Origin of the sequence: Pseudomonas sp. CDFA 610, from assembly GCF_021147865.1 — a bacterium.
In the GTDB taxonomy this organism is placed as follows: Bacteria; Pseudomonadota; Gammaproteobacteria; order Pseudomonadales; family Pseudomonadaceae; genus Aquipseudomonas; species Aquipseudomonas alliivorans.
Genome location: NZ_JAGTPM010000005.1, coordinates 280829 through 306284 on the forward strand (window position 1 = coordinate 280829; position 25456 = coordinate 306284).

The following is a 25456-nucleotide window of genomic DNA, read 5'->3' on the forward strand; positions in this document are numbered from 1 at the left end:
CGCTCAGGACGCTCCGCGTCCGCGCGCGAATATGACGCGGGGCGATGGGCACGATCAGCTTTTGGCTTTGAATCTTCACCCGCAGGAACACGGAAATGCGTTGGGGTACTTATTTTGCCGTTCTGGCCTCGATCCTGAGTGTCGGTCTGGCCATCGGCGTCAGCATGCCGCTGGTTTCGCTGAGGCTCGCAGACTGGGGTTACGGCACATTCGCCATTGGCGTGATGGCGGCGATGCCTGCGGTCGGTGTGTTGGTCGGAGCAGGCGTGGCCAGTGCGCTGGCATCGCGGTTCGGGACTGCCAACCTGATGCGGTTGTGTCTATGGAGCGGGGCGGTTTCGGTCGGGGCTCTGGCGTTGCTGCCCTATTATCCGGTCTGGCTGGTCCTGCGCCTGATGCTAGGCATGATCCTGACCATTGTTTTCGTGCTGGGTGAAAGCTGGATCAACCAGTTGGTGATCGAGCGCCTGCGCGGAAGACTGGTCGCGCTGTACGGCAGTACTTACGCGCTGAGCCAGCTGGCAGGACCGCTGTTGCTGGGCGTCATCGGCACCGAGGCCGACTACGGCTTCTGGATCGGCGTGCTGCTCATGACGTGTTCCCCACTGCTATTACTGGGGCGAACCGGTGCACCCTCGACTGAGTCAGCCAGCGTGACCTTTGCTGACCTGCTCGGTTTCTGCCGCGGCATGCCAGCTATCGCGGGCGCTGTTGCGCTGTTCGCAGCGTTCGAGGCGCTGATCCTGACGCTGCTGCCGATCTACTGCATCCGGCATGGCTTCACGCCTGAAATCGCATTGATGATGGTCAGTGCGGTAGTGGTCGGCGACGCGGTGCTGCAATTGCCGATTGGCCTGCTGGCTGACCGGATCTCGCGCCGCACGCTGTTCACTGGCTGCGCGAGCGCGCTGATGCTGTCCAGTCTGGCCATTCCGTTACTGGTCAATACGGTGGTGATCTGGCCGTTGTGGGTGCTGTTCGGTGCCAGCGCTGGAGGCCTGTTCACGCTGTCATTGATTCTGATCGGCGAACGCTATCGCGACGATGCGCTGGTACGGGCCAACGCGCATGTCGCTCAGCTCTGGGGGATCGGCTGTCTGCTCGGGCCTCTGGCCGCAGGCGCCGGCAGCCAGTGGATCAGCATCGATGCCTTGCCGCTGTTGATGGCGGCGGGAGCCTTTGGCCTGCTGGTCCTGACCACGAGGCGCGAAGCGTTTGGCGTAAACGCCGCACAGGCCTAGAGCATCCGCTCCAGGCCGATCGCCTTGCTCATCCAGGCATTGAAGCGTCGCCACCAGTCGCCCGGCTCAGTGTGCAGTGTGTGGATGACGCCGTTGTCCTCGGTCACCCAGACCACCTTGCCGTCTTCCAGCTTTGCCTGGTAAGTGAGTGAAGGCGCCATGCCCTGCAGTGTGAGCTCCCGCAGCTCTTCGGCCAGTTCAGGGCTGTCGACCAGTACACCGACTTCAGTGTTCCACAGCACCGAGCGCGGGTCGAAATTGAACGAGCCGACAAATACTTTGCGGCGATCAAAAATCATCGCCTTGCTGTGCAGACTGGATTCAGAGCTGACCAGCGAATGGCTTTTCCTGAACAGGTGTGGGCCGCTGCCGCGCATGGTTTCGACATCGCCCGGCTGGCGGCGCAGTTCGAACAGCTTGACGCCATGTTCCAGCAGCGCCTTGCGATAGGGCGCATACCCTCCGTGTACGGCGGGCACATCGGTGGCTTCCAGCGAGTTTGTCAGCAGGCTGACGTCCACGCCCGCATCGGCGCGGCCGGTGAGGTACAGCAGACCTTCCTGGCCCGGCACGAAGTAGGCCGAGATCAGCATCAGTTCCTTGCGAGTATTGAGCAGTTCGGGGGCCAGTTGTGTGGTCAGCAGCAGATGCGGGTCGGGCTCGCCCTGCGCCAGCACCTTGGTCGGCGCGTCCCACAGCGCCTGGTTCCAGGCCCAGACCAGTTCGTTGAGCCAGGTCTTCATGCGCGGTTCGGTCTTGTAGGCCATCAGACGCTCATACAACGCCTTGTGTTGTTGATGGGCCTGTTCCAGCGAGGTCGCAAGTCGCTTTCTGGCCGCCGCCAGGTCTTTGGTGTCTGGCAGGAAGTACATGAAGTCATCGATCGGCTTGCTCAGCGTGCTGTTCCAGTACTGATCGAAGCTGTGTCCGAGCTGTTCGGCGACCGGCCCGACGCTGAGCATGTCGATGTCAGTGAAATTCAGATTGGGCTCGGCGTCGAAATACTCGTCACCCAGGTTGCGCCCGCCGACGATGGCCACGCTGTTGTCCGCCAGCCACAGTTTGTTGTGCATGCGTCGATGCTGGCGCGACAGATTCATCAGTCTGCCGAGGCTGCGGGTGATGCCGGTCTCGCGCCCCAGGTTCTGCGGGTTGAACAGACGAATCTGAATGTTCGGATGGGCTGCGAGGGTGGCGATGGCCTGATCCAGTCCGTCACTGGTGGTGTCGTCCAGCAGGATGCGCACGCGCACGCCACGGTCGGCGGCCTTGAGCAGCTCATCGATCAGTGCCCGTGTGCTCAGGCCATCATGGACGATGTAGTACTGCAGATCGAGGCTGCTCTTGGCATTGCGGATCAGCTCGGCGCGGGCCTTGAAGGCGTCGCTGCTGTCAGGCAACAGGCGAAAGCCCGAGCGCCCTTCATGGGGTTGCGCCATCGCCTGGATCGACCGGCCAAAGGCTGAGTCTGAAGACGCAATGGCCTGGCTTGGTTCACCGAGCGGGGCTTGATGTGCGCAGCCGCTGACGCACAGCGCAACCAGCAGGGAAAAGGGCAAGGCCCATGAGTTCTTCAAATTGATATCCACAACCAGGCTTGGCTCGACTTGGCGATAAGACCGGCAAAAGCGGAAAAAATTTGCCAACGTCAGTCATTTTGCGCAATCAGCTGCGAGATGGTCTCGCCAACGATACGTACTGCGCTCTCGATTTTCGGTGTCGGCTTGGCAGCGTAGTTCATGCGCAGGCAATTGCGGTACTTGCCCGATGCGGAAAAGATACTGCCTACGGCGATCTGCACGTCCTTGCTCAACAGCGCGCGATTGAGGCGCACGGTGTCGAAATCCTCGGCCAGTTCCACCCACAGCATGAAGCTGCCCTGCGGACGGCTGGCTCGGGTGCCCTGCGGAAAATAGCGCATGACCCAATCAATCATCACGTCGCGGCTGCGCTGGTACTGCGTGCGCATGCGGCGCAGGTGGGGTTCGTAATGCCCGCCTTCGATGAAGTCGGCAATCGCCAGTTGCGGTTGCGGTGCGGTCGAGCCGGTGCCGATGTATTTCATGTGCAGCACCCGCTCAAGGTAGCGGCCCGGCGCTACCCAGCCGATGCGCAGGCCCGGCGCGAGGGTCTTGGAAAACGAACTGCACAGCAGCACGCGACCGTCTTCGTCGAAAGACTTGATGGTGCGTGGACGCGGATAGGTGAAGGCCAGATCGCCGTACACATCGTCTTCGATGATCGCCACGTCGAAGCGCTGCGCCAGCATCAGCAGGGCTCGCTTGCGCTCTTCCGGCATCACGTAGCCCAGTGGGTTGTTGCAACTGGGCGTCAACTGGATGGCCTTGATCGGCCATTGCTCCAGCGCCAGTTCCAGCGCCTCCAGGCTGATGCCGGTCAACGGGTCGGTGGGGATTTCCAGCGCCTTCATGCCCAGGCCCTTGAGGGTCTGCATGGCGCCGAAAAAGCTCGGTGAATCCACCGCCACGATATCGCCGGGCGAGCAGACGGCACGGATGCTCGCCGACAGTGCTTCGTGGCAGCCGGAAGTGATGATCAGGTCATTGGCGGTCAGGTTGCAGCCGGAGTCCAGCAGCAGGCGGGCGATCTGTTCGCGAAGTGTATGCACGCCATGGATGTTGTCGTAATACAGACCGGGCATGTCCTGATGACGGCTCAATTGGCCCAGCGCACGCATCAACGGTTTCAGGGTCGGGCTGGACACATCCGGCATCCCGCGCCCCAGCTGGGTGACTGCCTCCCGGGGCGATACCCGAATCAGGTCCAACACCTGATCCCACTGCGAGATATCCACAGGCCGCTGCACCGGACGCCCTACGACCGGAAGCGCCGGAGCCTGGCGGGAGGCCGAAACGAAGTAGCCCGATTTGGGCTTCGGGGTCGCCAGCCCGCTGTCTTCCAGCACCCGGTAGGCCTGTTGTACGGTGCTGAGACTGACGCCATGTTCAACGCTGAGGGCGCGAACCGAAGGCAGGCGGTCGCCGGGGCGGTAGAAGCCCTTTTCGATCCGCGAGCCGAGCATTTCGGCAAGGTTGACGTACAGCGTCATGGCGTACTCTCAAAGTGAATTTGGCAGTGAAGCAATACAGATGGCGCGAAAATACAGCATTCAGCGGCTGTTTTGAATCTTCTGTATGGAAAATATAAGTCGTTTTTGAATCTGTAATGGTTTGGCAATCCGCTTCATCATGGATTCACGCTCACCACTCAGCGTCTTGCACAGCCTTGCTGCAACCAACGCCTTGTGGGAGGCGGCTTGCCGGCGATGGAGTCAGTTCAGTCGCTGATTTATCGCTTCGCAAAACACATCGCGACAAGCCGCCTTCCACGGGGTATCGATGTAGTCAGGCTCTTTCGTTCTGGCCTCGTTTTGCGTGTCTTTTCGACGTATACATGACGTTGAGCGCGCAGCGTCGGAAACGATCTGTGTGGGGACTGGCGTGTGTTGAGCATGGACACCCACCCCGATGGAGGAACCGGAAATAAACGGGTTCAGCGACGTACGATTAGCGTTTCACAGCCAGGAACTGAACGAGAGCCGGCCAGTGGTGTTCAAGGCCATTCAGAGCAATCGGACCTGCGTGCCGACAGGCATGAGCCGCTGGGCGCTTTACCGACATCGCTGGACATCCCGCCGCGCATTGCTGGAACTGACGGACGAACAGCTTCGTGACATAGGCATCGATTTTCAGCAGGCCAGAGTCGAGGCGATGAAGTCTTTCTGGAGGGAGTAGGGCGGGTCAACGCAACTCTTTCAGGCGGTGCCAGAGCATGCCGAGCGCCAGCAGCGGCGAGCGCAGATGTTTACCGCCGGGAAAGGTCATGTGCGGGATTTTCGCGAACAGTTCGAAACCATCGCTGTGCTGTCCGGCGATGGCTTCTGCCAGCAGGCGGCCTGCCAGGTGCGTGGCATTGAGCCCGTGACCCGAATAAGCCTGGGCGTAGTAAGCGTTTGGTTGATCCTTGAGCCGCCCGATCTGCGGCAGGCGGTTGGCGCCGATGCCGATCATGCCACCCCACTGATAATCGATCTTCACGCCAGCCAGTTGCGGGAACACATCCAGCATCTTGGGCCTCATGTAAGCGGCGATGTCTTGCGGGTCGCGCCCCGAGTAATGACAGGCACCGCCGAACAGCAGGCGCCGGTTGGCTGAAAGCCGGTAGTAATCCACCGTCACGCGCTGGTCGCAGACTGCCATGTCCTGCGGCAGCAGTTCACTGGCTTGCGACGGGCTCAAGGGTTCGGTCGCAATGATGTAGCTGCCCGCGGGCAGTACCTTGCCGCTGATCTCCGGGTTGAGGTCCTTCAAGTAAGCGTTGCAACCCAGCACCAGCGTTTTCGCCAGCACCGAGCCCTGCGCGGTATGCACCTTGACTTGCGGGCCGTAGTCGATGCGCGTCACCTCGGAGTGTTCGAACAGTTGCACGCCCAGCGACTGCGCCACAGCGGCTTCGCCCAACGCCAGATTCAAGGGGTGCAAATGCCCGGAACCCATGTCGATCAGGCCACCCACGTAACGATCCGACCCCACCACGCTGCGCATCTGGTCGGGCGGCACCAGTTTCAGCTCATGCCGATAACCCAGGCTGCGCAGTTCTTCCGCGTCTTCGGCCAGATGAGTCATGTCACGCGGCTTGTTGGCCAGGTCGCAATAACCCCACTTCAGTGCGCAATCGATGCCATGCTTTTCAACCCGCTGGCGCACGATCTCGACCGCCTCGATGCCCATCAGCTTGAGCTGGCGGACGCCGTCGTTGCCGATGACATTGGCGAACTGCTCGACGCCATGCCCGACGCCGCGAATCAACTGGCCGCCATTGCGCCCGCTGGCACCCCAGCCGATTCTGCGTGCTTCCAGCAGCGCCACGCTCAAACCGCGCTCGGCCAGTTCGATGGCCGTGTTGAGCCCGGAGAACCCGCCGCCGACCACGCACACATCGACCTTCACCTCGCCTTGCAACGCTGGATGATCCGGCTGCGGATGGCTGCTGGCGGCGTAGTACGAAGCGGTGTGCGAATCTTGATGGGTCGGGTGCTGAACGCGGGCGTTCATGGACATGTCCTGTTGGCGGCGCTGGAAAGTCTCATGAGGATAAGCTGCTGTCATGAGCCTGCCAACTGAGGCAAAATCCCTGCATTGTGTCCGGGTGATCGTTTTAATGAGCTGCAACCTTCAGAAAGTCCGCGAGCTGCGTCGCCAGATTCCCTCGTTCGAGTGCGTGCCCGGCTGTCATGACTGCTGCGGTCCGGTCACCACCTCGTCCGAAGAAATGGCGCGTCTGCCACGCAAGTCTGCAGCCGAGCAGGAAGCGGCATTGAACGAGCTGAACTGTGTGCACCTGGGGCCTAAGGGCTGTACGGTGTACGACGAACGTCCGCTGATCTGCCGCCTGTTCGGTACCACTGAAACCCTGCCCTGCCCCAACGGCCGCCGTCCGGTCGAGCTGATCCATCCACGGGTCGAAAAACAGGTCCACGCCTACATTGCTTCCACCCGACAGGTGCTGGTGTAGCGGGTCGCTTCAGTCGGCAATCGGCAGGTTCAGGCTCTCTTTTACTTCTTCCATCACGATGTAGCTCTTGGACTCGCGTACATGCGGCAGCTTGAGCAGGATGTCGCCCAGCAGTTTGCGGTAAGACGCCATCTCGGAAATACGCGCTTTCACCAGATAGTCGAAGTCGCCTGACACCAGGTGACACTCCAGCACATGCGGCAATTTCAGCACCGCGCGGCGGAACTCCTCAAACGTGTCTCCGGACTTGTAATCCAGGCTGATCTCCACAAACACCAGCAGGCTGGCCTTGAGGCTTTGCGGGTTCAGCCGGGCGTTGTAGCCCATGATGATGCCTTCGCGCTCCAGCCTGCGGACCCGCTCGGTGCAGGGTGTCGTCGACAGGCCGACCCGCTCGCCCAGCTCGGTGAACGAGATGCGTCCGTCCGCCTGCAGGATTCGCAGGATATTGCGATCGATCTTGTCCAGCTCACGTTTTGACTGGTGTTGGGTGCGCAAGGTTGATATCCCCTCTACGAAAGCGATCTTTGCCGTGTATTAACACCGAATATAGGCATTTATACAGTTAAAAGCACTGCTCGATGCTCAATATACTGGCCACATCCTTGCTTAAAACTTCAAAACGTCAGCGGATATCCGCGATGAGGTCATCGATATGCGCGTTCTGGTCCTTGGTAGTGGTGTGATCGGTATAACCAGTGCCTACTATCTGGCGCGGTCCGGCTTTCAGGTCACGGTGGTCGACCGTCAGCCTGCTGCAGCCATGGAAACCAGCTTTGCCAACGCCGGTCAGGTCTCGCCGGGCTATGCCTCGCCTTGGGCTGCGCCGGGTGTGCCGCTCAAGGCGATCAAGTGGCTGCTGCAACGCCACGCACCGCTGGCAATCAAGGCCACGGCCGATATCGATCAATACCTGTGGATGGCGCAGATGCTGCGCAACTGCACGGCCAGCCGTTACGCCGTGAACAAGGAGCGCATGGTGCGGCTGTCCGAGTACAGCCGCGACTGTCTCGACGAGCTGCGTCTGGAGACCGGCATCGCTTACGAGGGCCGCAGCCTGGGCACCACTCAGTTGTTCCGCACCCAGGCGCAGCTGGATAACGCCGCCAAGGATATCGCCGTGCTCGAGCAGTCCGGCGTGCCTTACGAGTTGCTCGACCGCGAGGGCATCGCCCGCGTCGAACCCGCTCTGGCGGGCGTGACCGGGATCTTGAGCGGTGCGCTGCGCCTGCCCAACGACCAGACCGGCGACTGCCAGCTGTTCACCACGCGTCTGGCCGAAATGGCCGAGAAACTGGGCGTCGAGTTCCGTTACGGGCAAAGCATCGAGCGTCTGGATTTTGCCGGTGACCGCATCAACGGCGTGTGGATCGACGGCAAGCTGGAAACCGCTGACCGTTACGTGCTGGCGCTGGGCAGCTACTCGCCGAAGCTGCTCAAGCCGCTGGGCATCAAAGCCCCGGTCTATCCGCTGAAAGGCTATTCGCTGACCATCCCGATCACCGATCCGGCCATGGCACCGACCTCGACCATTCTTGACGAGACCTACAAGGTCGCGATCACTCGTTTCGACAACCGCATCCGCGTCGGCGGCATGGCCGAAATCGCCGGTTTTGACCTGTCGCTCAATCCGCGTCGACGCGAAACACTGGAGATGATCGTCGGTGACCTCTATCCTCACGGCGGCGACCTGACCCAGGCCAGTTTCTGGACCGGGCTGCGTCCCACCACGCCGGATGGCACGCCGATCGTGGGTGCCACGCCGTTCCGCAACCTGTTCCTCAACACCGGTCACGGCACGTTGGGCTGGACGATGGCGTGCGGTTCCGGCCGTTTGCTCGCCGACCTCATGGCTCGCAAGACACCCCAGATCAGTGCCGAAGGCCTTGATATCTCTCGCTATGGCAGTACCCAGGAGAACGCAAAGCATGTCAATCCAGCGCCAGCTCACCAATGAGCGCATGAGTCAGATCGTCGTCCACAACGGCACCGTCTATTTGTCGGGCCAGGTGGGCGATGACATGACCGCCGGTGTCGAGAAACAGACCCAGGAAACGCTGGACAGCATCGAGCGTCTGCTCGATCTGGCAGGTACCGACAAGACCCGTATCCTGTCCGTGACGATTTACCTGAAAGACATCGATGCCGACTTCGCAGGCATGAACAGCGTGTGGGACAAATGGCTGCCAAAAGGCGTCGCCCCGGCTCGCGCTACTGTCGAAGCCAAGCTGTGCGAACCGGAAATTCTGGTCGAGCTGTCGGTGGTCGCTGCACTGCCGTAACGTGTTTCCCGGCCCGGCGACGCACCCTCGGCGTCGGGCTTTTTTACAACCTCTTCAGGCAATACCTTTCTCATGCGTCCAGCCCGCGCCCTCGTCGATCTTCAAGCCCTTCGTCACAACTACCAGTTGGCCCGCGAAAGCGCCGGTGCGAAAGCGCTCGCCGTGATCAAGGCCGACGCCTATGGCCATGGGGCCGTGCGTGTCGCGCAGGCGCTGGAGGCGATGGCGGACGGGTTTGCAGTGGCCTGCATCGAAGAGGCGCTGGAGCTGCGTGCCGCCGGTATCACCGCGCCTATTCTGTTACTTGAAGGCTTTTTCGAGGCCGACGAGCTGGCGCTGATCGCCCTGCATGACTTGTGGACGGTCGTCCATTCGATATGGCAACTGGAAGCGATCGAGCAGGCACGTCTTGCCAGGCCCGTCACGGTTTGGCTCAAGCTGGACACCGGCATGCATCGGGTAGGCCTGGATCCGTCGGAGTACCGCAGCGCATATCAACGTCTGCTGGCAACCGGCAAGGTGGCCAGGATTGTGCTGATGAGCCACTTTTCGCGTGCGGACGAATTGAACTGTTCGACCAGCGATGATCAGGTCGCGGTGTTCGATGCGGCCCGTCAGGGTCTCGCTGCCGAGACCAGTCTGAAAAATTCGCCCGCCGTGCTGGGCTGGCCGACGATTCACAGCGACTGGGTACGGCCCGGCATCATGCTCTATGGCGCCACGCCGTTTGGTGAGTCGCAGCCGCTGGCGGATCGCCTGCAGCCGGTCATGACCCTGGAGTCGAAGATCATCAGTGTTCGCGAACTGGCCGCAGGTGAGCCTGTGGGTTATGGCGCCACCTTCGTGACGGATCGTCCTTCACGCATCGGCGTCGTGGCCATGGGTTACGCCGACGGTTACCCGCGTCAGGCGCCGACCGGAACACCGGTATTCATCGAGGGTCAGCCCTCAAGACTCGTAGGCCGGGTGTCCATGGACATGCTCGGCGTCGACCTGACGGGTCTGCCTCAGGCAGGTCTGGGCAGCCGCGTCGAACTCTGGGGCAAGAACGTGCTGGCCAGTGATGTAGCCGCACACGCGGGCACCATTCCCTATCAGATATTCTGCAATCTGCGCCGAGTGCCACGGGTCTATTCCGAAAGCTGAGACGTTGTCTTGACGTCTGCCCATCGCCGATAACACCAAAGTTCCGGTCGCCGGTCGAGTGTTGTAAATATCGAACGCTGTGCCATCATGGCGTTCATAACAACTTGACCTGACTGAATCCGGGGGAATACCGCATTGGACGTGGGTGAACGACTGCAATCGATCCGCAAGCTCAAGGGCCTGTCCCAGCGTGAACTCGCCAAGCGTGCAGGCGTGACCAACAGCACCATTTCCATGATCGAGAAAAACAGCGTCAGCCCGTCGATCAGTTCCCTGCGCAAGGTGCTGGGCGGTATTCCCATGTCGATGGTCGAATTCTTCTCCGAAGAGATCGAAGCCGAGAACCCGACTCAGGTGGTTTACAAAGCCAGCGAATTGATCGATATCTCGGACGGTGCCGTGACCATGAAACTGGTCGGCAAATCGCACCAGGGCCGCGCCATCGCCTTTCTCACGGAGACCTATCCGCCGGGTGCCGACACGGGCGAGGAAATGCTGGTTCATGAGGGTGAAGAAACCGGGATCGTCGTCGAAGGACGACTGGAACTGGTGGTCGGGCTGGACACTTACGTCCTTGAAGTCGGCGACAGCTATTACTTTGAAAGCACCCGTCCGCACCGTTTTCGCAATCCGTTCGACGCCCCGGCGCGACTGATCAGCGCAGCCACCCCTGCCAACTTCTGACCACCGTTGATCCGCAGATGCCTGTTTCAGGCGCTTTGCGGCGTTCTGGCGGTGGATCATGTTCGTCGCCGAAGGCACCTTTCCGACTGCGTGCGCATTTCAGCCCCGTCAGCTGGCCGCTATACTTTTTCAGCCTGCCAGCCTGTTCCCGCAGGTGTGACCCAGTCTCCTCGAGGGCGTTCGCGTGAACCTGACAAACAAGCTTCTGGCCGTCGCTGCGGCGCTGGCGTTCTGGGCACTCAACGCGCAGGCGGCGAGCAATGAAGAGATCGCCAGGCGACTCGAGCCGGTCGGGCAGGTCTGTATTCAGGGCAAGGAGTGTCCCGGAGTGCAGGTCGCAGGTTCTGCCAGCGCGGGCGGTCCCAGATCAGCGGACGATGTGATCGCCAAACACTGCACCGTCTGCCACAGCGGCGTCATGCCCAATGCGCCGAAAATGGGCGACACCGCCGCCTGGACCGAGCGAGCCGGGAAAGAAGGTGGCCTGGACGGCCTGCTGGCCAAGGCCATCACCGGCATCAACGCCATGCCGCCCAAGGGCACGTGTGGTGATTGTTCTGATGCAGACCTCAAGGCTGCCATTCAGAAAATGTCGGGGCTGAAGTAATTATTTTTGGCTGCTGATCGAGCCGATGTTCCGGGCTCGTCGGTTAACACAGGTTTCGCAGTAGATGCCGCCTCCCACAGGGTGTCTATTCAGTCAGCCATTGTGGTTCTGGTTCTGGTTCTGGTTCTGGTTCTGGAGCGGGCGCAGAGTAAGAAACGATCACATCACACGCCACGCAGCACTTTCCCGCCCGCACCTGTCCAAGCTGCAACCAATAACAAATCAGGAGAGCTGGGATGCCGCAGTCCTGTTCCATCGAGCAAGCCGTTGATCACGTTCTTTCGCAGTTGCCCGAGCACATTCACCTCGGCATGCCGCTTGGGCTGGGCAAGCCCAATCGTTTCGTCAACGCGCTGTATCAACGGATCAGTGAATTGCCCGAGCGGCGGCTGACGATCTACACCGCGTTGAGCCTGGGCCGGCCGACACCCGGTGAAGGTTTGCAGGCGCGCTTTCTCGAGCCGTTTCTGGAGCGCACTTTCGGTGATTATCCCGAACTCGATTTTCTGGCTGCACTGCGCCGCGACAACCTGCCGGGCAACATCCGTGTTCAGCAGTTCTTCATGCAGCCAGGCAGCCTGCTCAACAGCGAGTCCGCCCAGCAGGACTATGTCAGCAGCAATTACAGCCACGCCGCCCGCGACATCAATGCCTGTGGTCTGAACCTCATCGCGCAACTGGTGGCGCGTGACGATCAACGGCCCGGCAAGCTGAGCCTCAGTTGCAACCCGGACGTAACCCTCGACCTGCTGCCGATGATCGCCAAGCGCCGTGCTGCCGGCGAAACCATTCTGATACTTGGACAGGTACACAGGGACTTGCCCTACATGCCCGGCGATTCGGAACTGGATAGCGTGGCGTTCGACCTGCTGCTGGATGAAGAAGAACACAGCACGTTGTTCTCCACGCCGAACATGCCGGTGGGCTATCAGGATCATTTGATCGGCCTGCATGCCAGTACCCTCGTGCGTGACGGCGGCACGCTGCAGATCGGCATCGGCTCGATGGGCGATGCGTTGACCGGCGCATTGCTGGCCCGTCAGGCGGATAACGAAACCTGGCGCGCCTTGCTGGCCGAGTTGAACATGAGCAACTGGCAGACCCTGATTGACCGTGAAGGCGGGATGCAACCCTTTGCCAGCGGTCTGTACGGTTGCAGCGAAATGTTCGTCAACGGTCTGCTGGTGCTGGCCGATGCCGGGATCATTCGGCGTAAGGTGTACCCTGACGCCGAGCTGCAGCGGCTGGCCAACATGGGCACGCTGGATGAAAACGCTCATCCCGATGGCGTGGTGGTGCACGGTGGATTTTTCCTCGGCCCGACCAGCTTCTACGAGCGACTGCGCGAGTTGCCCGCCGAGCGCCTGGCGCAATTCAACATGACCGCCATCAGCTACATCAACGAACTGTACGGCCACGAAGAACTCAAGCGCTTGCAGCGTCGTGATGCGCGGTTCATCAACAGTGCCTTCACCGTCACGCTGATGGGCGCTGCAGTGGCCGATCAGCTGGAAGATGGACGTGTCATCAGTGGTGTAGGCGGGCAGTACAACTTTGTGGCCCAGGCCCACGCTCTGGAGGACGCCCGTTCGATCCTGATGCTGCGCAGCTGGCGGGAGTCGGGCGGCGAGACCACGTCCAATATCGTCTGGGTATACGGCCACACGACCATTCCCCGACACCTGCGTGACATCGTCGTGACCGAATATGGCATCGCCGATTTGCGTGGCCAGACCGATGCGACCGTTATCGAACGTCTGTTGAACATCAGCGACTCGCGCTTCCAGAGCGGCCTGATAGAGCAGGCGCAAAAGGCCGGAAAGCTGCCGAAGAACTTCAGCCTGGATCCGCGCTTCACACAGAATACGCCTGAGCGTCTGCAGGACATTGCTTCACGCTATCCGGCGCTGTTCACCGAATACCCGCTGGGCTCCGACTTCACCGCACAGGAGCGCGACCTGCTGAGAGCGCTGAACTGGCTCAAGGGCAAATTCAAGATCACCGAGATTCTGGAGCTGGGCAAAGCCACCCTCGATGCGCCGGAGCCGGATGCCTATAGGGAACATCTGCAACGCATGCAGCTTGATCAGCCGCAGGGATTGCGCGAAGAGCTGTATCAAAGGCTCCTGCTGGCCGGATTGCAGAATACGGCCACCTCATGATCGTCGTTCCCACTCCGGCGTGGTAACGCCACCCACGCAGAGCGACGCGCACGATCATCAGCCGCGCAGCGCTGAGACCGCCAGCATGCCTGCCGCAATGATCCCGCTGGCAGCAAACAATTGCTGCAACCTGGGGCCTGCCAGGTAGTGTGAGATCTGCCTGCCCGCCAGCAGGCCGATCATCGCGCCCAGTGCAAACGGCAGTCCGACGTCCCAGTGCATCACCCCGCTCAGCGAGGCCGTAACGACGCTGCCGGTCGATACCAGAGCAATCACCGCCAGCGATGTGGCCATGACACTTTTCATATCCAGATCGGTATAGCGCGTCAGTGCAGGCACAATCACGAAACCGCCGCCCACGCCGAGCAGGCCGGACAGCAGCCCCGAGCCGATGCCGGTCAGCGTCAACGCCCGCAGGCATGGCATGGTCCAGCGCAATCGTCCTTGCAGTGGATTGAGTACACAGGGCAGCACGTCGGCACGCAGGGCGGGTTTACCGTCGCGCAGTTCGCGTTGGGCCCTGAGCAGCATGCGCGTGCAGGCATACAGCAATACGGCCGAAAAAATCAGCGCCAGCGGTGCATTGGGCAGACGATGGGCCAGCCACAACCCCAGCGGTGCCAGCACGACGCCGATCCCCGCGATATAAGCCGCAGCGCGATAACGCACGATGCCCTGACGCAAACCCAACACTGCCCCCACACCGGCCGCCATGCCCACGGCCAGTAAACCGACCGGTGCCGCCTCGACAATTGACAGCCCCAGCCCGAACACCAGCAACGGCACGGCGAGAATACCGCCGCCCGCGCCAGTCAGCGCCAGTACTGCACCGATGATCGCGCCGAGCGCCGTGCCCAATAGCTGATGTTCATCCATGTTCGGCAGCGGCCTTTTTCGGTTTCGCCAGCCACTCGCGACCCTTGAGCATGCCGTGCCAATACAGCGGTGGCAGCACGCGCTCCTTCATCCACCAGGCCAGACGGCTGGGCTGGCGTCCGTTGAGCAGCCATTGCGGAAAACTCGGCGCGACTTTCCCGCCATACAGGAATTCGGCGAGCACGATCCTGCCTTTCTCGACCGTCAGCGGGCATGAGCCATAACCGTCGTAGACAACCGGGTCCGCCAGGCGCCCCATCGCCACCAGCACGTTATGGGCAACCACGGGCGCCTGCTTTCGGGCCGCCGCTGCGGTCTTGGCGTTGCTGGTGTTAGTGGCATCACCCAGGCCGTGCACATTTGCGAACTGCTTATGGCGAAGCGTGGCCGGATCCACGTCCACCCAACCTGCTGCATCCGCCAACGGGCTGGTGCGAATGAAATCCGGAGCGGTCTGTGGCGGCACGACGTGCAGCATCTCGAAGCCCTGCTCGACGCGTTCACTGACCCCGTCAGGCCCGGTACGGACAAAGGTTGCGCGTTTGCCGGGGCCATCGACCGCGACCAGCCTGTGGCTGAACTGGAGGTCGATGGCATAGCGATCGACATACTTCATGAGGGCTGGAATGTAGTCCGCCACACCAAACAGCGCGGCGCCTGCGTTGAAGAGCTGTGTCTTTATCTGCTCCTGACGACCCGCCTTGCGCCAGTGATCGCAGGACAGGTACATGGCTTTTTGCGGCGCACCCGCACATTTGATAGGCATCGGTGGCTGGGTGAACAGTGCGCGGCCTTGCTTCAGGTTCTGAACCAGCTTCCAGGTGTAGGGCGCCAGATCGTAACGGTAGTTGGAGGTCACACCGTTGCTGCCCAGCGTTGCGACCAGCCCGTCGATGGCGGCCCAGTCCAGCTTGAGCCCAGGGCAGACCACCAATTGCTGATAACCGAGCGTACGGCCGTCCTGCAGCGTCAGGCTGTTGAGCTGCGGTTCGAAACTCGCCACAGCGGCCTTGATCCATTGCACGCCATCGGGCATCAGCGACGCCATGCTGCGGGCGGTGGCTTCGGGCGAGAAGATGCCTGCGCCGACCAGGGTCCAGCCAGGCTGGTAATAGTGCGTGTCGGCCGGGTCGACGAGCGTGATGTTCAATGTCTTGTCGCGGGCGAGCAGGCTCGCTGCCGTCGAGATACCGGCAGCGCCGGCCCCGACGATCAGGATCTGGCAGGAAACGTTTGAGGCAGTCATTACAGAAGTCCGGAAGCTGGCTGGGTTCAGAGGGAGTTGAGCGGGATTTTCAGGTAGCGCACGCCATTGTCTTCAGGTTCGGGAAGGTGACCGCAGCGCATGTTGACCTGCACCGAGGGCAGCATGAGGACTGGCATTTCCAGCGTTGCATCACGGGCTTCGCGCATGCTGACGAAGGCGTCCTCATCGATGCCGTCACGTACATGAATGTTGCTGGCGCGTTGTTCGGCCACGGTGGTCATGTACTTGAGTTCCCGGCCTCCCGGCAGGTAGTCGTGGCACATGAACAGCAGGGTCTGCGGCGGCAGGTCCAGAAGCCTGCGGATCGAGCGGTACAGCGTGCGTGCACTGGCTCCGGGGAAGTCGCAGCGGGCGGTGCCGTAGTCGGGCATGAACAGCGTATCGCCGACGAAGGCTACCGTCTGACCGCCGATCTCGACCAGGTAGCTCATGCACGCCGGGGTGTGACCCGGTGTGTGCAGCGCGCGGGCTTGCAGCGAACCAATGGAGAATGTCGCGCCATCGTCCAGCAGGACGTCGAACTGGCTGCCATTGCGGGCAAAGTCGGCCGGGGCGTTGAACAGCGCGCCGAAGGTTTCCTGAACCTGGGTAATGTGCCGACCGATTGCGATCTGCCCGGTCAGGTGTTCCTTCAGGTAGGCCGCCGCGGACATGTGATCGGCGTGCACATGAGTTTCCAGAATCCACTGCACCGAGGCCTGCAAGGCCCGTACGCGGCCGATCATCCGGTCAGCAGAGGCGGTGTGAGTACGTCCGGATTTGGGATCGTAATCGAGCACGCTGTCGATGATTGCGCACTGTTTGCCAGGCAGGTCCATCACCAGATAACTGACGGTACAGGTCTGGCTGTCGAACAGCGCTTCGACATAGAGCGTTTCACCGATGATCATCTTCAAATCTCCTGACTGTAAATCGCGCGTACCCGCAGTGGCAGGCAAGGCGGTTGGCAGTTTCGTTAGCTATTACAAGTAGCATGCCAACCGCAGCGAGCAGTCTTGGATCCTTTATTTGAGGTGCTTTCATCCGATTGAGGCAGAGAGTTGTATGGGGCTGGCGTCGACGTCACTGCCACTTTCTGGCAGTGAAGTGGCAGTGAAGTGGCAGTGAAGTGGCAGTGATTGGCAGCATCTGGCAGCCTGATGGGATAAGCTTCAGCACGCTCACCTGCGTCCAGAATCGGAAACCTCATGTCCCTCATCGCCACTGACTCACCTGGCAGCCGCATGCGGTCACTGGTGTCCTACCTTGAACACGATGCGCGTCCTACCATCGTGCTCGACACCGACTACAACATCATCGCAGCCAACACCGCCTACCAGCGTCAATTCGGGGTCGAGGGCGTGCCGCATGTGGGCGAAAAGTGCTATCGGGTGTCGCATCAATACGCGGTGCCCTGCGATCAGGCCGGGGAGCACTGCCCCATGCGCAAGGCGCATGAAACCAGGCTGCCGGAGCGCCTTCTGCATATTCATCACACCCCGCGTGGCCCGGAGCATGTGGATGTCGAGTTGCGTCCGATCCTGGGCGATCAGGGCGAGGTGATTGCCTATGTAGAGCGACTGAGTTCGGTAGCCGTGGCGTCGGTTCAACCCCAGCGGCACGGGCTGGTCGGTCGTTGCGCCGCGTTCAAGGAGGTTCTGGCGGCACTGCAACGCGCCGCGCCCGCGCAGATTCCGGTATTGCTGCAGGGTGAGTCCGGCACTGGCAAGGAGCTGTTCGCTCGCGCTCTGCACGCCAGCAGCTCGCGCTCCGCCGGACCGCTGGTGGTCGTGGACTGCACCGGGCTGACCGAAACGCTGCTGGAGAGCGAGCTGTTCGGCTATGAAAAGGGCGCGTTCACCGGAGCCCTGCAACGCAAGACCGGCCTGGCCGAAGCGGCCCACGGCGGCACATTGTTTCTCGACGAGATCGGTGAGGTGCCATTGGCCATGCAAGTCAAGCTGCTGAGGCTGATCGAGTCAGGCAGCTTCCGGCCGGTAGGTAGTCTGAGAACGGTGCATTCGGACTTCCGGCTGGTGACCGCAACCCACAAACCGCTCAAGGACATGGTGGCTGAGGGTACTTTCAGGCAGGACCTGTTCTATCGCATCAGTGCTTTCCCGATCCGCCTGCCCGCTCTGCGCGAGCGTACCGATGATTTGGCGCTGCTGATCGACAGCCTGTTGCAGCGCGGCTCGCAAGGGGCGGTGCCGCGTATCGATCCCGAAGCCATGAAGCGGCTGCGGCTTTACAGCTACCCTGGCAATATCCGCGAGCTGCGCAATATTCTCGAGCGCGCCCGGTTGTTCACCGACGACGGGGTGATTCGCGTGCAGGACCTGCCCGACGAAGTCCGTGGGCACAGCGACGCGGTTCGTGTTCTGCATCGCCGTCAGGACGACGGGCTGGAAAAGCTTGCGCACGCCCTCAGTGTATTTCAGGGCTCACGCAGCGAGCTGGCAAAAGAGCTGGGGTTGAGCGAGCGCACCCTGTATCGACGGTTGCGCGCGCTCGGCGTGCTGAACTGAACCCTGTTATTTGAAGGTAACGACACCGTCAGCCAGCGATTCGACCCGCGCCAGCGACTCGACGCGATAACCCTGCGCGTCCAGCTCGGCGCGGCCGCCCTGAAAGGACTTCTCGATCACGATGCCCAGTCCGGCAACGGTGGCGCCTGCCTGCTTGATGATTGAAATCAGCGCCTGCGAGGCTTTGCCGTTGGCCAGAAAGTCATCAATGATGAGCACATGGTCGTCGCTGCTCAAGTGACGCGGCGAGATCGCGACAGTGCTTTCGACCTGTTTGGTGAACGAGTACACCGTGGCCGACAGCAGGTTTTCAGTCAGGGTCAGCGACTGATGCTTGCGCGCGAAGATCACGGGCACACCCATGTTCAGGCCCGCCATGACCGCTGGCGCGATGCCCGACGCTTCGATGGTGACGATCTTGGTGACGCCCGAGTCTGCGAACAGCCGGGCGAACTCATCGCCAATGGCCTTCATCAACGCAGGGTCGATCTGATGGTTGAGGAACGCATCGACCTTCAGGACCTGGTCGGACAGTACGATGCCTTCTTCGCGAATCTTCTTGTGCAGTGCTTCCACTTCGGTTCCTTGGGCGCGCCATTGCGCAATAAATGATCGATTCTTGTGCCGGTCAGCGTTTCAGCATGGCGCGGATATCCGCCAGAGCCGTGTTGCCGCGTACCGCCTTGACCTCAGTCGGGGTGTCGTCGTTACCTTCCCAGGCCAGGTCGTCAGGCGGTAATTCATCGAGAAAACGGCTGGGTGCGCAGTCGATGATCTCGCCGTACTGCTTGCGCTTGGCGGCGAAGGTGAAGGCCAGGGTCTGGCGCGCGCGGGTGATGCCCACGTAGGCCAGGCGACGCTCTTCTTCGATGGTGTCGGCTTCGATGCTGGAACGGTGAGGCAGAATTTCTTCTTCCATGCCCATGATGAACACATAGGGAAACTCAAGTCCCTTGGACGCGTGCAAGGTCATCATCTGCACACCTTCGGCACCGTCTTCCTCTTCCTGCTGACGTTCGAGCATGTCGCGCAGGACCAGCTTGCCGATGGCTTCCTCGATGGTCATGCCGCCTTCTTCGTCCTTCTCCAGCGTGTTCTTCAACGCTTCGATCAGAAACCAGACGTTACTCATGCGGTAATCGGCGGCTTTCTCGCTGGAGCTGTTCTGACGCAGCCAGTTTTCGTAATCGATGTCCATCACCATGCTGCGTAGCGCGGCGATAGGGTCGTTCTGCGCACATTGCTGGCGCACGCCATCCATCCAGCGCTTGAAGCGTTGCAGGCGGTCGGTGAAACGGCTGTCCAGATGCTCGCCCAGACCAATTTCGTCGGTGGCGGCGTACATCGAAATCTTGCGCTCGGTGGCGTAGTTGCCGAGTTTTTCCAGCGTGGTCGAGCCGATTTCCCGACGCGGCACGTTGATGACCCGCAAAAAGGCGTTGTCATCGTCCGGGTTCACAAGCAGGCGGAAATAGGCCATCAGGTCTTTCACTTCCTGACGGCCGAAGAAGCTGTTGCCACCTGACAGGCGATACGGAATCTGATGGTGCTGAAGTTTCAGCTCGATCAACTTGGCCTGGTAGTTACCGCGGTACAGGATCGCAAAGTCGCTGTAAGGCCGGTCGGTGCGCAGATGCAGGGTGAGAATTTCCACGGCGACGCGCTCGGCCTCGGCGTCTTCGTTGCGGCAGCGGATAACCCGGATCTCGTCGCCGTGGCCCATCTCGGACCAGAGCTGTTTCTCGAATTCGTGCGGGTTGTTGGAAATCAGTACGTTGGCGCAGCGCAGGATACGGCTGGTGGAGCGGTAGTTCTGCTCCAGCATCACCACTTTCAACGACGGGTAATCGTCCTTGAGCAGCATCAGGTTTTCCGGCCGTGCGCCGCGCCAGGCATAGATCGACTGGTCATCGTCGCCCACCACAGTGAACTGATGCCGCGTGCCGATCAGCAGCTTGACCAGCAGGTACTGGCTGGCGTTAGTGTCCTGATATTCGTCCACCAGCAGGTAGCGGACCTTGTTCTGCCACTTTTCCAGAATGTCGGCGTGTTCCTGGAACAGCTTCACCGGCAGCAGGATCAGGTCGTCGAAGTCCACCGCGTTGTACGCCTTGAGCGTGCGCTGATAGTGGGTGTAGACAATGGCGGCGGTCTGCTCCTTGGGGTTGCGCGAGTTTTCCAGCGCTTCGGCGGGCAGGATCAAGTCGTTTTTCCAGGCGCCGATCATGTTCTTGATTTCGTCGACGCCGTCGTCGCCCGAATACTCTTTCTGCATGATGTCGGTCATCAACGCCTTGACGTCGGTCTCGTCAAAGATCGAGAAGCCCGGCTTGTAACCCAGCCGCGTGTGCTCCTTGCGGATGACATTGAGGCCCAGGTTGTGGAACGTCGAGACGGTCAGGCCGCGTCCTTCACCCGCCCTGAGCAGCGTGCCGACCCGCTCCTTCATCTCGCGTGCGGCCTTGTTGGTAAAGGTCATGGCGACGATGTACTGGGCCTTGATGCCGCAGTTCTGGATCAGGTGCGCGATCTTGCGCGTGATCACGCTGGTTTTGCCGGAGCCTGCACCGGCGAGCACCAAAAGAGGGCCGCCGACGTAGTTCACCGCTTCCTGTTGCCGGGGATTGAGTCGGGACATGACGGTCTGAGAGGTCGCTTTCGAAAAGGTCGGGCATTTTAGCAGGCCCGCAGGTTTCATGCGGCGGTCATCGTAGAAAGGTCGTAACGGCTATCTAATTTCTGCTTTTTTGTTACATTTGCGCCGCAGCGCGAAGAGAAGTGTATTCGTCGCGTTCCCGAGGGAGCGTGATCATCGTTTTTTCCTTTGAACTTAGGAAGTTAGATTGCCTACGCCTGTCGAACCCCTGCGGTTGCTTTTGCTGACGCAAGAGCCATCCTGGCAGACGCTGTTGAGCGGTTGTCTGACCGACCCGGGCAATGCCGTCACGTTATTGCACGCTTGCGACTGGCAGGCGTTCAGTGCCCGGTACGGCAACGAGCGCAATACGGTGCTGTTCACCACCCCCGGTCTGCAGCCGCCCACCGGCAGTTGCACCTTGCCAATGGTGGTGCTGCTCGACGAAGCGCCTGTGGTCGACCCGACCGGCGTCAATGACTGGCTGGTACGCGATGCGCTGACGGACGATACCCTTCGTCGCTGCCTTCGGCACGTTCGTGAGCGTAGCCGTCTTGAAGAAAACCTGCAGCGTCTGGCCGGACAGGACACGCTGACCGGGATTGCCAACCGGCAGGGGTTTCAGGCGATGCTGGCCGCGCGTCTTGCCGGTGGCAGCCAGCTGGCGCTCGGCCATCTGGATCTGGACGACTTTCGCCGCGCCAATGACGCCTTGGGTTATCAGGCTGGCGACCGGCTGATTCTGCAGGTCGTGGCGCGGGTGAAGAACCAGCTGCAGGCCGGTGACCAGGTCGCTCGGCTGGGAGGCGACGAATTCGCTCTGCTGATCGACACCCATCAAGACGCCAGACGGGCGACGCAAGTGGCCGAGCGCATTACCGATGCGTTGGCCGAGCCCTACTGGATCGGCGGTGAAAGTCTGCTGCTGGGCTGCAGTCTTGGCATCGCTCATTCGCAGGCCGAAGCGGGCGCCGACTCGCTGATGTGGCACGCGCACATCGCCATGCGCCAGGCCAAGAGCCTCAATGGCTGCACGTTTCACGTGTTCGACGACAGCATCAATCGCAACGCCCGCAGCCTGACGGACCTGGAAGGTGAGTTACGCCGTGGTCTGCGCCGCGACGAGCTGGAGCTGCATTACCAGCCCCGGCTGTGTCTGGGTACTGGCCGGATTGTCGGCCTGGAAGCGCTGGTGCGCTGGCGGCATCCCGAGCGGGGGCTGCTGTCTCCCGACGAGTTCGTACCGCTGGCCGAGCAAAGCGGACTGATCGTGCCGCTGGGTTACTGGGTTATCTTCCGCGCCCTGAGCGACATGCAAGTGCTCCGCGAACAGGGTTTCGCGCCACTGCACATGGCGATCAACCTTTCGTTTCGGCAGTTTCAGGACAGCCAGTTACTGGCAACCCTGAGCCGGCTGATCGCTCAGCACAACATCGACGCTCACTGGCTGGAATTCGAACTGACCGAAACCGCCGTCATGCGCCGCAGCGATCAGGTCCGGCAGACCATGGACGCCCTCGGACGTCTTGGCGTGCGTTTCTCGCTGGATGACTTCGGTACCGGTTACTCGTCTTTCATGCACCTCAACAGCCTGCCGATCACGCTGCTGAAGATCGACAAGAGCTTTGTGGGTGAAATGGAAACCCGTGAGGAAAACCGCAAGCTGGTGCACGCGATGATCAATCTGGCGCACAACCTGAGTCTGGAGGTGGTTGCCGAAGGCGTCGAAACGCCGGGCCAACTGGCGCTGTTGCGCGGTTTTGCCTGTGATCAGTTGCAGGGATACCTGATCAGCAGACCATTGCCGATGCCACAACTGGTGGAATGGCTGAAATCGGACGCGAGTCGCTGCGAAGCGTCCCGCCAGCCGGCGTCTTCCTGACGCGTCAGCCCATCACGGTCTCGCCGACCGGGTGTTTGCGCAGCAGCCTTGCGGTTTTCCATTCGAACGCCCCGGTGAGCGCGACCGCCGAGCAGAGCAGGCCCAGCGCCAGACCCCACCACACGCCCGGAGCTCCGCCGTCGGCGGAAAAACCCAGCAGCCACGCCGCAGGTGCCGCGATCAGCCAATAGCAGAGCAGGCCGACCAGAAAGGTCGTGCGCGCATCCTTGAGTCCACGAATCGCACCCATCGCAATGGTCTGCGTACCGTCGAAAAACTCGAACCAGGCCGCGATGGCCAGCAAATGCACGGCCATGACCACAATGTCGGCGAACGCCGGGTCGTTGATGTCCAGAAACAATCCGATGATCTGATGCGGCGCCAGCCAGAACAACAGGCCGAACAACAGCATCACCGTGCCGCCGAAACCAATTCCGAGACGTCCTGCGGTGCGGGCCATGAGCATGTTGCCCGCGCCGTAATGCTGGCCGATGCGCATGGTCACGGCGTAGGAAATGCCGACCGGCACCATAAAGGCCATGGACACTGTCTGCAGCGCAATCTGGTGCGCCGCCATCTGGGTGCTGCCCATCGCGCCCATGCAGAACGCCGCAAAAGTGAACAGCCCGACTTCGACCGCATAGGTTCCGCCGATTGGCAGACCCAGACGCCACAGTTCGGCCAGATGGCTGCGTGACAGCTTCGACAGGCCTTTGCGAATCGGATACGCCGCATAGGCCGGGTGCCGACCAATGTGCAACGCCAGTGCAAGCGCCATGCAGTTGGTCACGATGGCCGTGACCAAACCGATGCCCATCAGGCCCAGGTTGGGCAGGCCGAACCATTGATGGATCAGCACGTAGTTGAGCGCGTAATTGGCGACAGCCCCGATCAGGCTGATGGTCATCACCGGACGCGCTCGTCCCAGCGCGCTGGTGAAGCCGCGCAGGGCCATGAAACTGAGCAGTCCGGGCAGGGCCAGCGGCAGGGTGATCAAAAATTGAGCGGCCATGTGCACGTTGGCTTCGGCCTGGCCGAACTGCAGCAGGATGGGTTCCAGATTCCACAGAATCAGCGCCGCGACCAGAGCCATGCCCCAGGCCAGCCAGAGCCCGGCTTGCGTCAACCGGGCCGCGCCTTCGGTGTCGCCTGCGCCGTGGCGAATGGAAACCAGCGTGCCGACAGCAGCCATCACGCCCACGCAGAAAAACGAGATGAAGTTGTAAGTGGCCGCGCCGAGACCACCGCCCGCCAAGGCTTCAGGGCCGATCTTGCCCATCATCACCGTATCGGTGAACACCATCAGCATGTGCGCCATCTGCGAAGCGATCAGCGGCCCGGCCAAGCGCAGGATGATCCAGAGTTCTTTGAGGGCAGGCTGTTGCATGGACGATGCTCGACGGCGAAAGGACTGATGAGCGGCTTATTGTCAGCATTCGAGGTAAAAAGCACAAAGCGATAAATCCGATGCTCAGCATGATTAAAACTCATGCGAATAACATTTACAGTAAAGTGGTTGTCCGGCCTATCTGGAAAGCCCGCATGTCTCGTCGTCTCCCTCCTCTTTATGCGTTGCGTGCATTCGAAGCAGCGGCCCGGCATACCTCGTTCACTCGCGCAGCTGAAGAGCTGTCCATTACCCAGAGTGCGGTCAGTCGGCACATCCGCACGCTGGAGGAGCACTTTGCCTGCCGATTGTTTCAGCGCAACGGGCGCAACCTGCAACTGACCGAATCGGCGCGTGCATTGTTGCCGGGTGTGCGGGACGGCTTCCTGGCCCTTGAACGGGCCTGCAGTACCTTGCAGGCGGAAGAGGGAATCCTGCGCATGAAGGCACCGTCGACCCTGACCATGCGCTGGCTGCTGGCGCGGCTCAGTCGTTTTCGTCATCTTCAGGTCGGGAATGAAGTGCAGTTGACCAGCGCCTGGATGGACATCGACGCGGTGGATTTCGCGCAGGAACCGTTCGACTGCGCGATCCTGCTCAGTCATGGTCATTTTCCAGCAGACTGGGAAGCCACTCTGCTGTTCCCGGAATGGCTGATACCGGTCGGCGCGCCGACTTTGTTGCAGGATCCGCCGTGGAATGTCGAGCGGCTGGCCAAGGCCGAACTGCTGCACCCGACGCCGGATCGGCGTGACTGGCGCACCTGGCTTAACCGAATGGGATTGGCAGACAAGGTGTCGCTCAAGGGCGGTCAGGTGTTCGATACGCTTGAGTTGGGGATGATTGCAGCAGCACGCGGTTATGGCGTGTCGATGGGCGATTTGTTGATGGTCGCGGAAGACGTTGCGCAGGCCAGACTCAGCCTGCCGTGGCGAACTGCGGTGGCCAGTGGCGAAAATTATTATCTGGTCTGGCCGCGTACAAGGCCCGGAGTAGAACGCTTGAGGCGTCTGAGCGACTTTTTGCAGGCAGAAGTCAAGGCAATGGAATTGCCCTTAGTTGAAATTTTGCACTAACGCGCCTCGCGTAATGCAAAAATGCCATCTTTACTAATGCCTGCGCAAGACACTCAAGTATCGTTCTTGCTGGCCGAAGCATTGCCTAAGAACCGCTTATTCAAAACGGTACAACATCTAACTAACGTTTGCTGAACGATAGAGCCAAGGATCTGGCGATAATCATTCG

General features: G+C 60.9%; 22 protein-coding genes. 12 read left to right on the forward strand and 10 right to left on the reverse strand.

Features of this window, described 5'->3' with window-relative positions; translation table 11 throughout:
* Window positions 1-95 precede the first annotated feature (95 nt).
* Complete coding sequence (locus tag KDX39_RS11335) at window positions 96-1241, forward strand: MFS transporter (protein WP_231660436.1); 1146 nt, start codon at window positions 96-98, stop codon at window positions 1239-1241.
* On the opposite strand, the gene KDX39_RS11340 is transcribed toward KDX39_RS11335, so the two are convergent.
* On the reverse strand, window positions 1238-2818 hold the full coding sequence (locus tag KDX39_RS11340; protein ID WP_231660437.1) for a phospholipase D family protein: 1581 nt from the start codon (window positions 2816-2818) through the stop codon (window positions 1238-1240). The genes KDX39_RS11335 and KDX39_RS11340 overlap by 4 nt on opposite strands.
* A gap of 71 nt (window positions 2819-2889) precedes the next feature.
* The gene (locus KDX39_RS11345) at window positions 2890-4311 is read right to left on the reverse strand and encodes an aminotransferase-like domain-containing protein (protein WP_231660438.1); all 1422 of its coding nucleotides are present in this window, start codon (window positions 4309-4311) and stop codon (window positions 2890-2892) included.
* Window positions 4312-4744: 433 nt separating this feature from the next.
* Here KDX39_RS11345 and KDX39_RS11350 point away from each other — a divergent pair, with 433 nt between their 5' ends.
* On the forward strand, window positions 4745-4996 hold the full coding sequence (locus KDX39_RS11350) for a DUF1127 domain-containing protein (protein WP_231660533.1): 252 nt from the start codon (window positions 4745-4747) through the stop codon (window positions 4994-4996).
* A gap of 6 nt (window positions 4997-5002) precedes the next feature.
* Here KDX39_RS11350 and KDX39_RS11355 read toward each other — a convergent pair whose 3' ends face one another.
* Window positions 5003-6316 carry an NAD(P)/FAD-dependent oxidoreductase gene (locus KDX39_RS11355; protein ID WP_231660439.1) on the reverse strand — a complete coding sequence of 438 codons (1314 nt, stop codon included), beginning with the start codon at window positions 6314-6316 and terminating at the stop codon, window positions 5003-5005.
* A gap of 106 nt (window positions 6317-6422) precedes the next feature.
* On the opposite strand from KDX39_RS11355, the gene KDX39_RS11360 reads away from it, so the two are divergent.
* Window positions 6423-6776 carry a YkgJ family cysteine cluster protein gene (locus tag KDX39_RS11360; protein WP_231660534.1) on the forward strand — a complete coding sequence of 118 codons (354 nt, stop codon included), beginning with the start codon at window positions 6423-6425 and terminating at the stop codon, window positions 6774-6776.
* Between the two features lie 9 nt (window positions 6777-6785).
* On the opposite strand, the gene dadR is transcribed toward KDX39_RS11360, so the two are convergent.
* A complete protein-coding gene (gene dadR / locus KDX39_RS11365; protein ID WP_004887134.1) occupies window positions 6786-7274 on the reverse strand; it encodes a transcriptional regulator DadR in 489 nt (162 codons plus the stop codon).
* A gap of 157 nt (window positions 7275-7431) precedes the next feature.
* Here dadR and dadA point away from each other — a divergent pair, with 157 nt between their 5' ends.
* The 6 genes from dadA to KDX39_RS11395 all read left to right on the forward strand — a co-directional run bounded on the left by dadA (window position 7432) and on the right by KDX39_RS11395 (window position 13657).
* A complete protein-coding gene (gene dadA / locus KDX39_RS11370) occupies window positions 7432-8733 on the forward strand; it encodes a D-amino acid dehydrogenase (protein WP_210041913.1) in 1302 nt (433 codons plus the stop codon).
* The gene (locus tag KDX39_RS11375) at window positions 8705-9058 is read left to right on the forward strand and encodes a RidA family protein (protein WP_004887130.1); all 354 of its coding nucleotides are present in this window, start codon (window positions 8705-8707) and stop codon (window positions 9056-9058) included. The genes dadA and KDX39_RS11375 overlap by 29 nt, the downstream gene beginning before the upstream one ends.
* Before the next feature lie 72 nt (window positions 9059-9130).
* Complete coding sequence (alr, locus tag KDX39_RS11380) at window positions 9131-10204, forward strand: alanine racemase (RefSeq protein WP_231660440.1); 1074 nt, start codon at window positions 9131-9133, stop codon at window positions 10202-10204.
* A 135-nt stretch (window positions 10205-10339) separates the two neighbouring features.
* On the forward strand, window positions 10340-10888 hold the full coding sequence (locus KDX39_RS11385; RefSeq protein ID WP_099230856.1) for a cupin domain-containing protein: 549 nt from the start codon (window positions 10340-10342) through the stop codon (window positions 10886-10888).
* Window positions 10889-11072: 184 nt separating this feature from the next.
* Window positions 11073-11495: a c-type cytochrome gene (locus tag KDX39_RS11390; protein WP_231660441.1), complete on the forward strand. Its 423-nt coding sequence runs from the start codon at window positions 11073-11075 to the stop codon at window positions 11493-11495.
* A gap of 236 nt (window positions 11496-11731) precedes the next feature.
* Entirely contained in the window at window positions 11732-13657 is a 1926-nt protein-coding gene (locus KDX39_RS11395; RefSeq protein ID WP_231660442.1) for an acetyl-CoA hydrolase/transferase C-terminal domain-containing protein, read from the forward strand.
* Between the two features lie 57 nt (window positions 13658-13714).
* Here KDX39_RS11395 and KDX39_RS11400 read toward each other — a convergent pair whose 3' ends face one another.
* The 3 genes from KDX39_RS11400 to KDX39_RS11410 are packed head-to-tail and all read right to left on the reverse strand — an operon-like array spanning window position 13715 to window position 16690.
* Window positions 13715-14533, reverse strand: a complete 819-nt coding sequence (locus KDX39_RS11400) for a sulfite exporter TauE/SafE family protein (RefSeq protein WP_231660443.1) — start codon at window positions 14531-14533, stop codon at window positions 13715-13717.
* Entirely contained in the window at window positions 14526-15779 is a 1254-nt protein-coding gene (locus tag KDX39_RS11405) for an NAD(P)/FAD-dependent oxidoreductase (protein ID WP_231660444.1), read from the reverse strand. The genes KDX39_RS11400 and KDX39_RS11405 overlap by 8 nt, the downstream gene beginning before the upstream one ends.
* A 26-nt stretch (window positions 15780-15805) precedes the next feature.
* Window positions 15806-16690, reverse strand: a complete 885-nt coding sequence (locus KDX39_RS11410) for an MBL fold metallo-hydrolase (protein WP_099230846.1) — start codon at window positions 16688-16690, stop codon at window positions 15806-15808.
* A gap of 297 nt (window positions 16691-16987) precedes the next feature.
* Between KDX39_RS11410 and KDX39_RS11415 the strand changes: the two genes are divergently transcribed.
* Window positions 16988-18307, forward strand: coding sequence for a sigma-54 interaction domain-containing protein (locus KDX39_RS11415; RefSeq protein WP_231660445.1), 1320 nt, complete (start codon window positions 16988-16990; stop codon window positions 18305-18307).
* A 6-nt stretch (window positions 18308-18313) separates the two neighbouring features.
* Here KDX39_RS11415 and KDX39_RS11420 read toward each other — a convergent pair whose 3' ends face one another.
* A complete protein-coding gene (locus KDX39_RS11420; protein WP_004887429.1) occupies window positions 18314-18883 on the reverse strand; it encodes a xanthine phosphoribosyltransferase in 570 nt (189 codons plus the stop codon).
* A gap of 52 nt (window positions 18884-18935) precedes the next feature.
* Window positions 18936-20945: a DNA helicase Rep gene (gene rep / locus KDX39_RS11425; RefSeq protein WP_004887427.1), complete on the reverse strand. Its 2010-nt coding sequence runs from the start codon at window positions 20943-20945 to the stop codon at window positions 18936-18938.
* Between the two features lie 205 nt (window positions 20946-21150).
* Between rep and KDX39_RS11430 the strand changes: the two genes are divergently transcribed.
* Entirely contained in the window at window positions 21151-22824 is a 1674-nt protein-coding gene (locus tag KDX39_RS11430) for a putative bifunctional diguanylate cyclase/phosphodiesterase (RefSeq protein WP_231660446.1), read from the forward strand.
* 4 nt (window positions 22825-22828) lie between these two features.
* Here the strand turns inward: KDX39_RS11430 and KDX39_RS11435 are convergent, their stop codons facing one another.
* Window positions 22829-24211: a NorM family multidrug efflux MATE transporter gene (locus tag KDX39_RS11435; RefSeq protein ID WP_231660447.1), complete on the reverse strand. Its 1383-nt coding sequence runs from the start codon at window positions 24209-24211 to the stop codon at window positions 22829-22831.
* A 155-nt stretch (window positions 24212-24366) separates the two neighbouring features.
* Here KDX39_RS11435 and KDX39_RS11440 point away from each other — a divergent pair, with 155 nt between their 5' ends.
* The gene (locus tag KDX39_RS11440) at window positions 24367-25287 is read left to right on the forward strand and encodes a LysR substrate-binding domain-containing protein (protein WP_231660448.1); all 921 of its coding nucleotides are present in this window, start codon (window positions 24367-24369) and stop codon (window positions 25285-25287) included.
* Window positions 25288-25456: the final 169 nt, after the last annotated feature.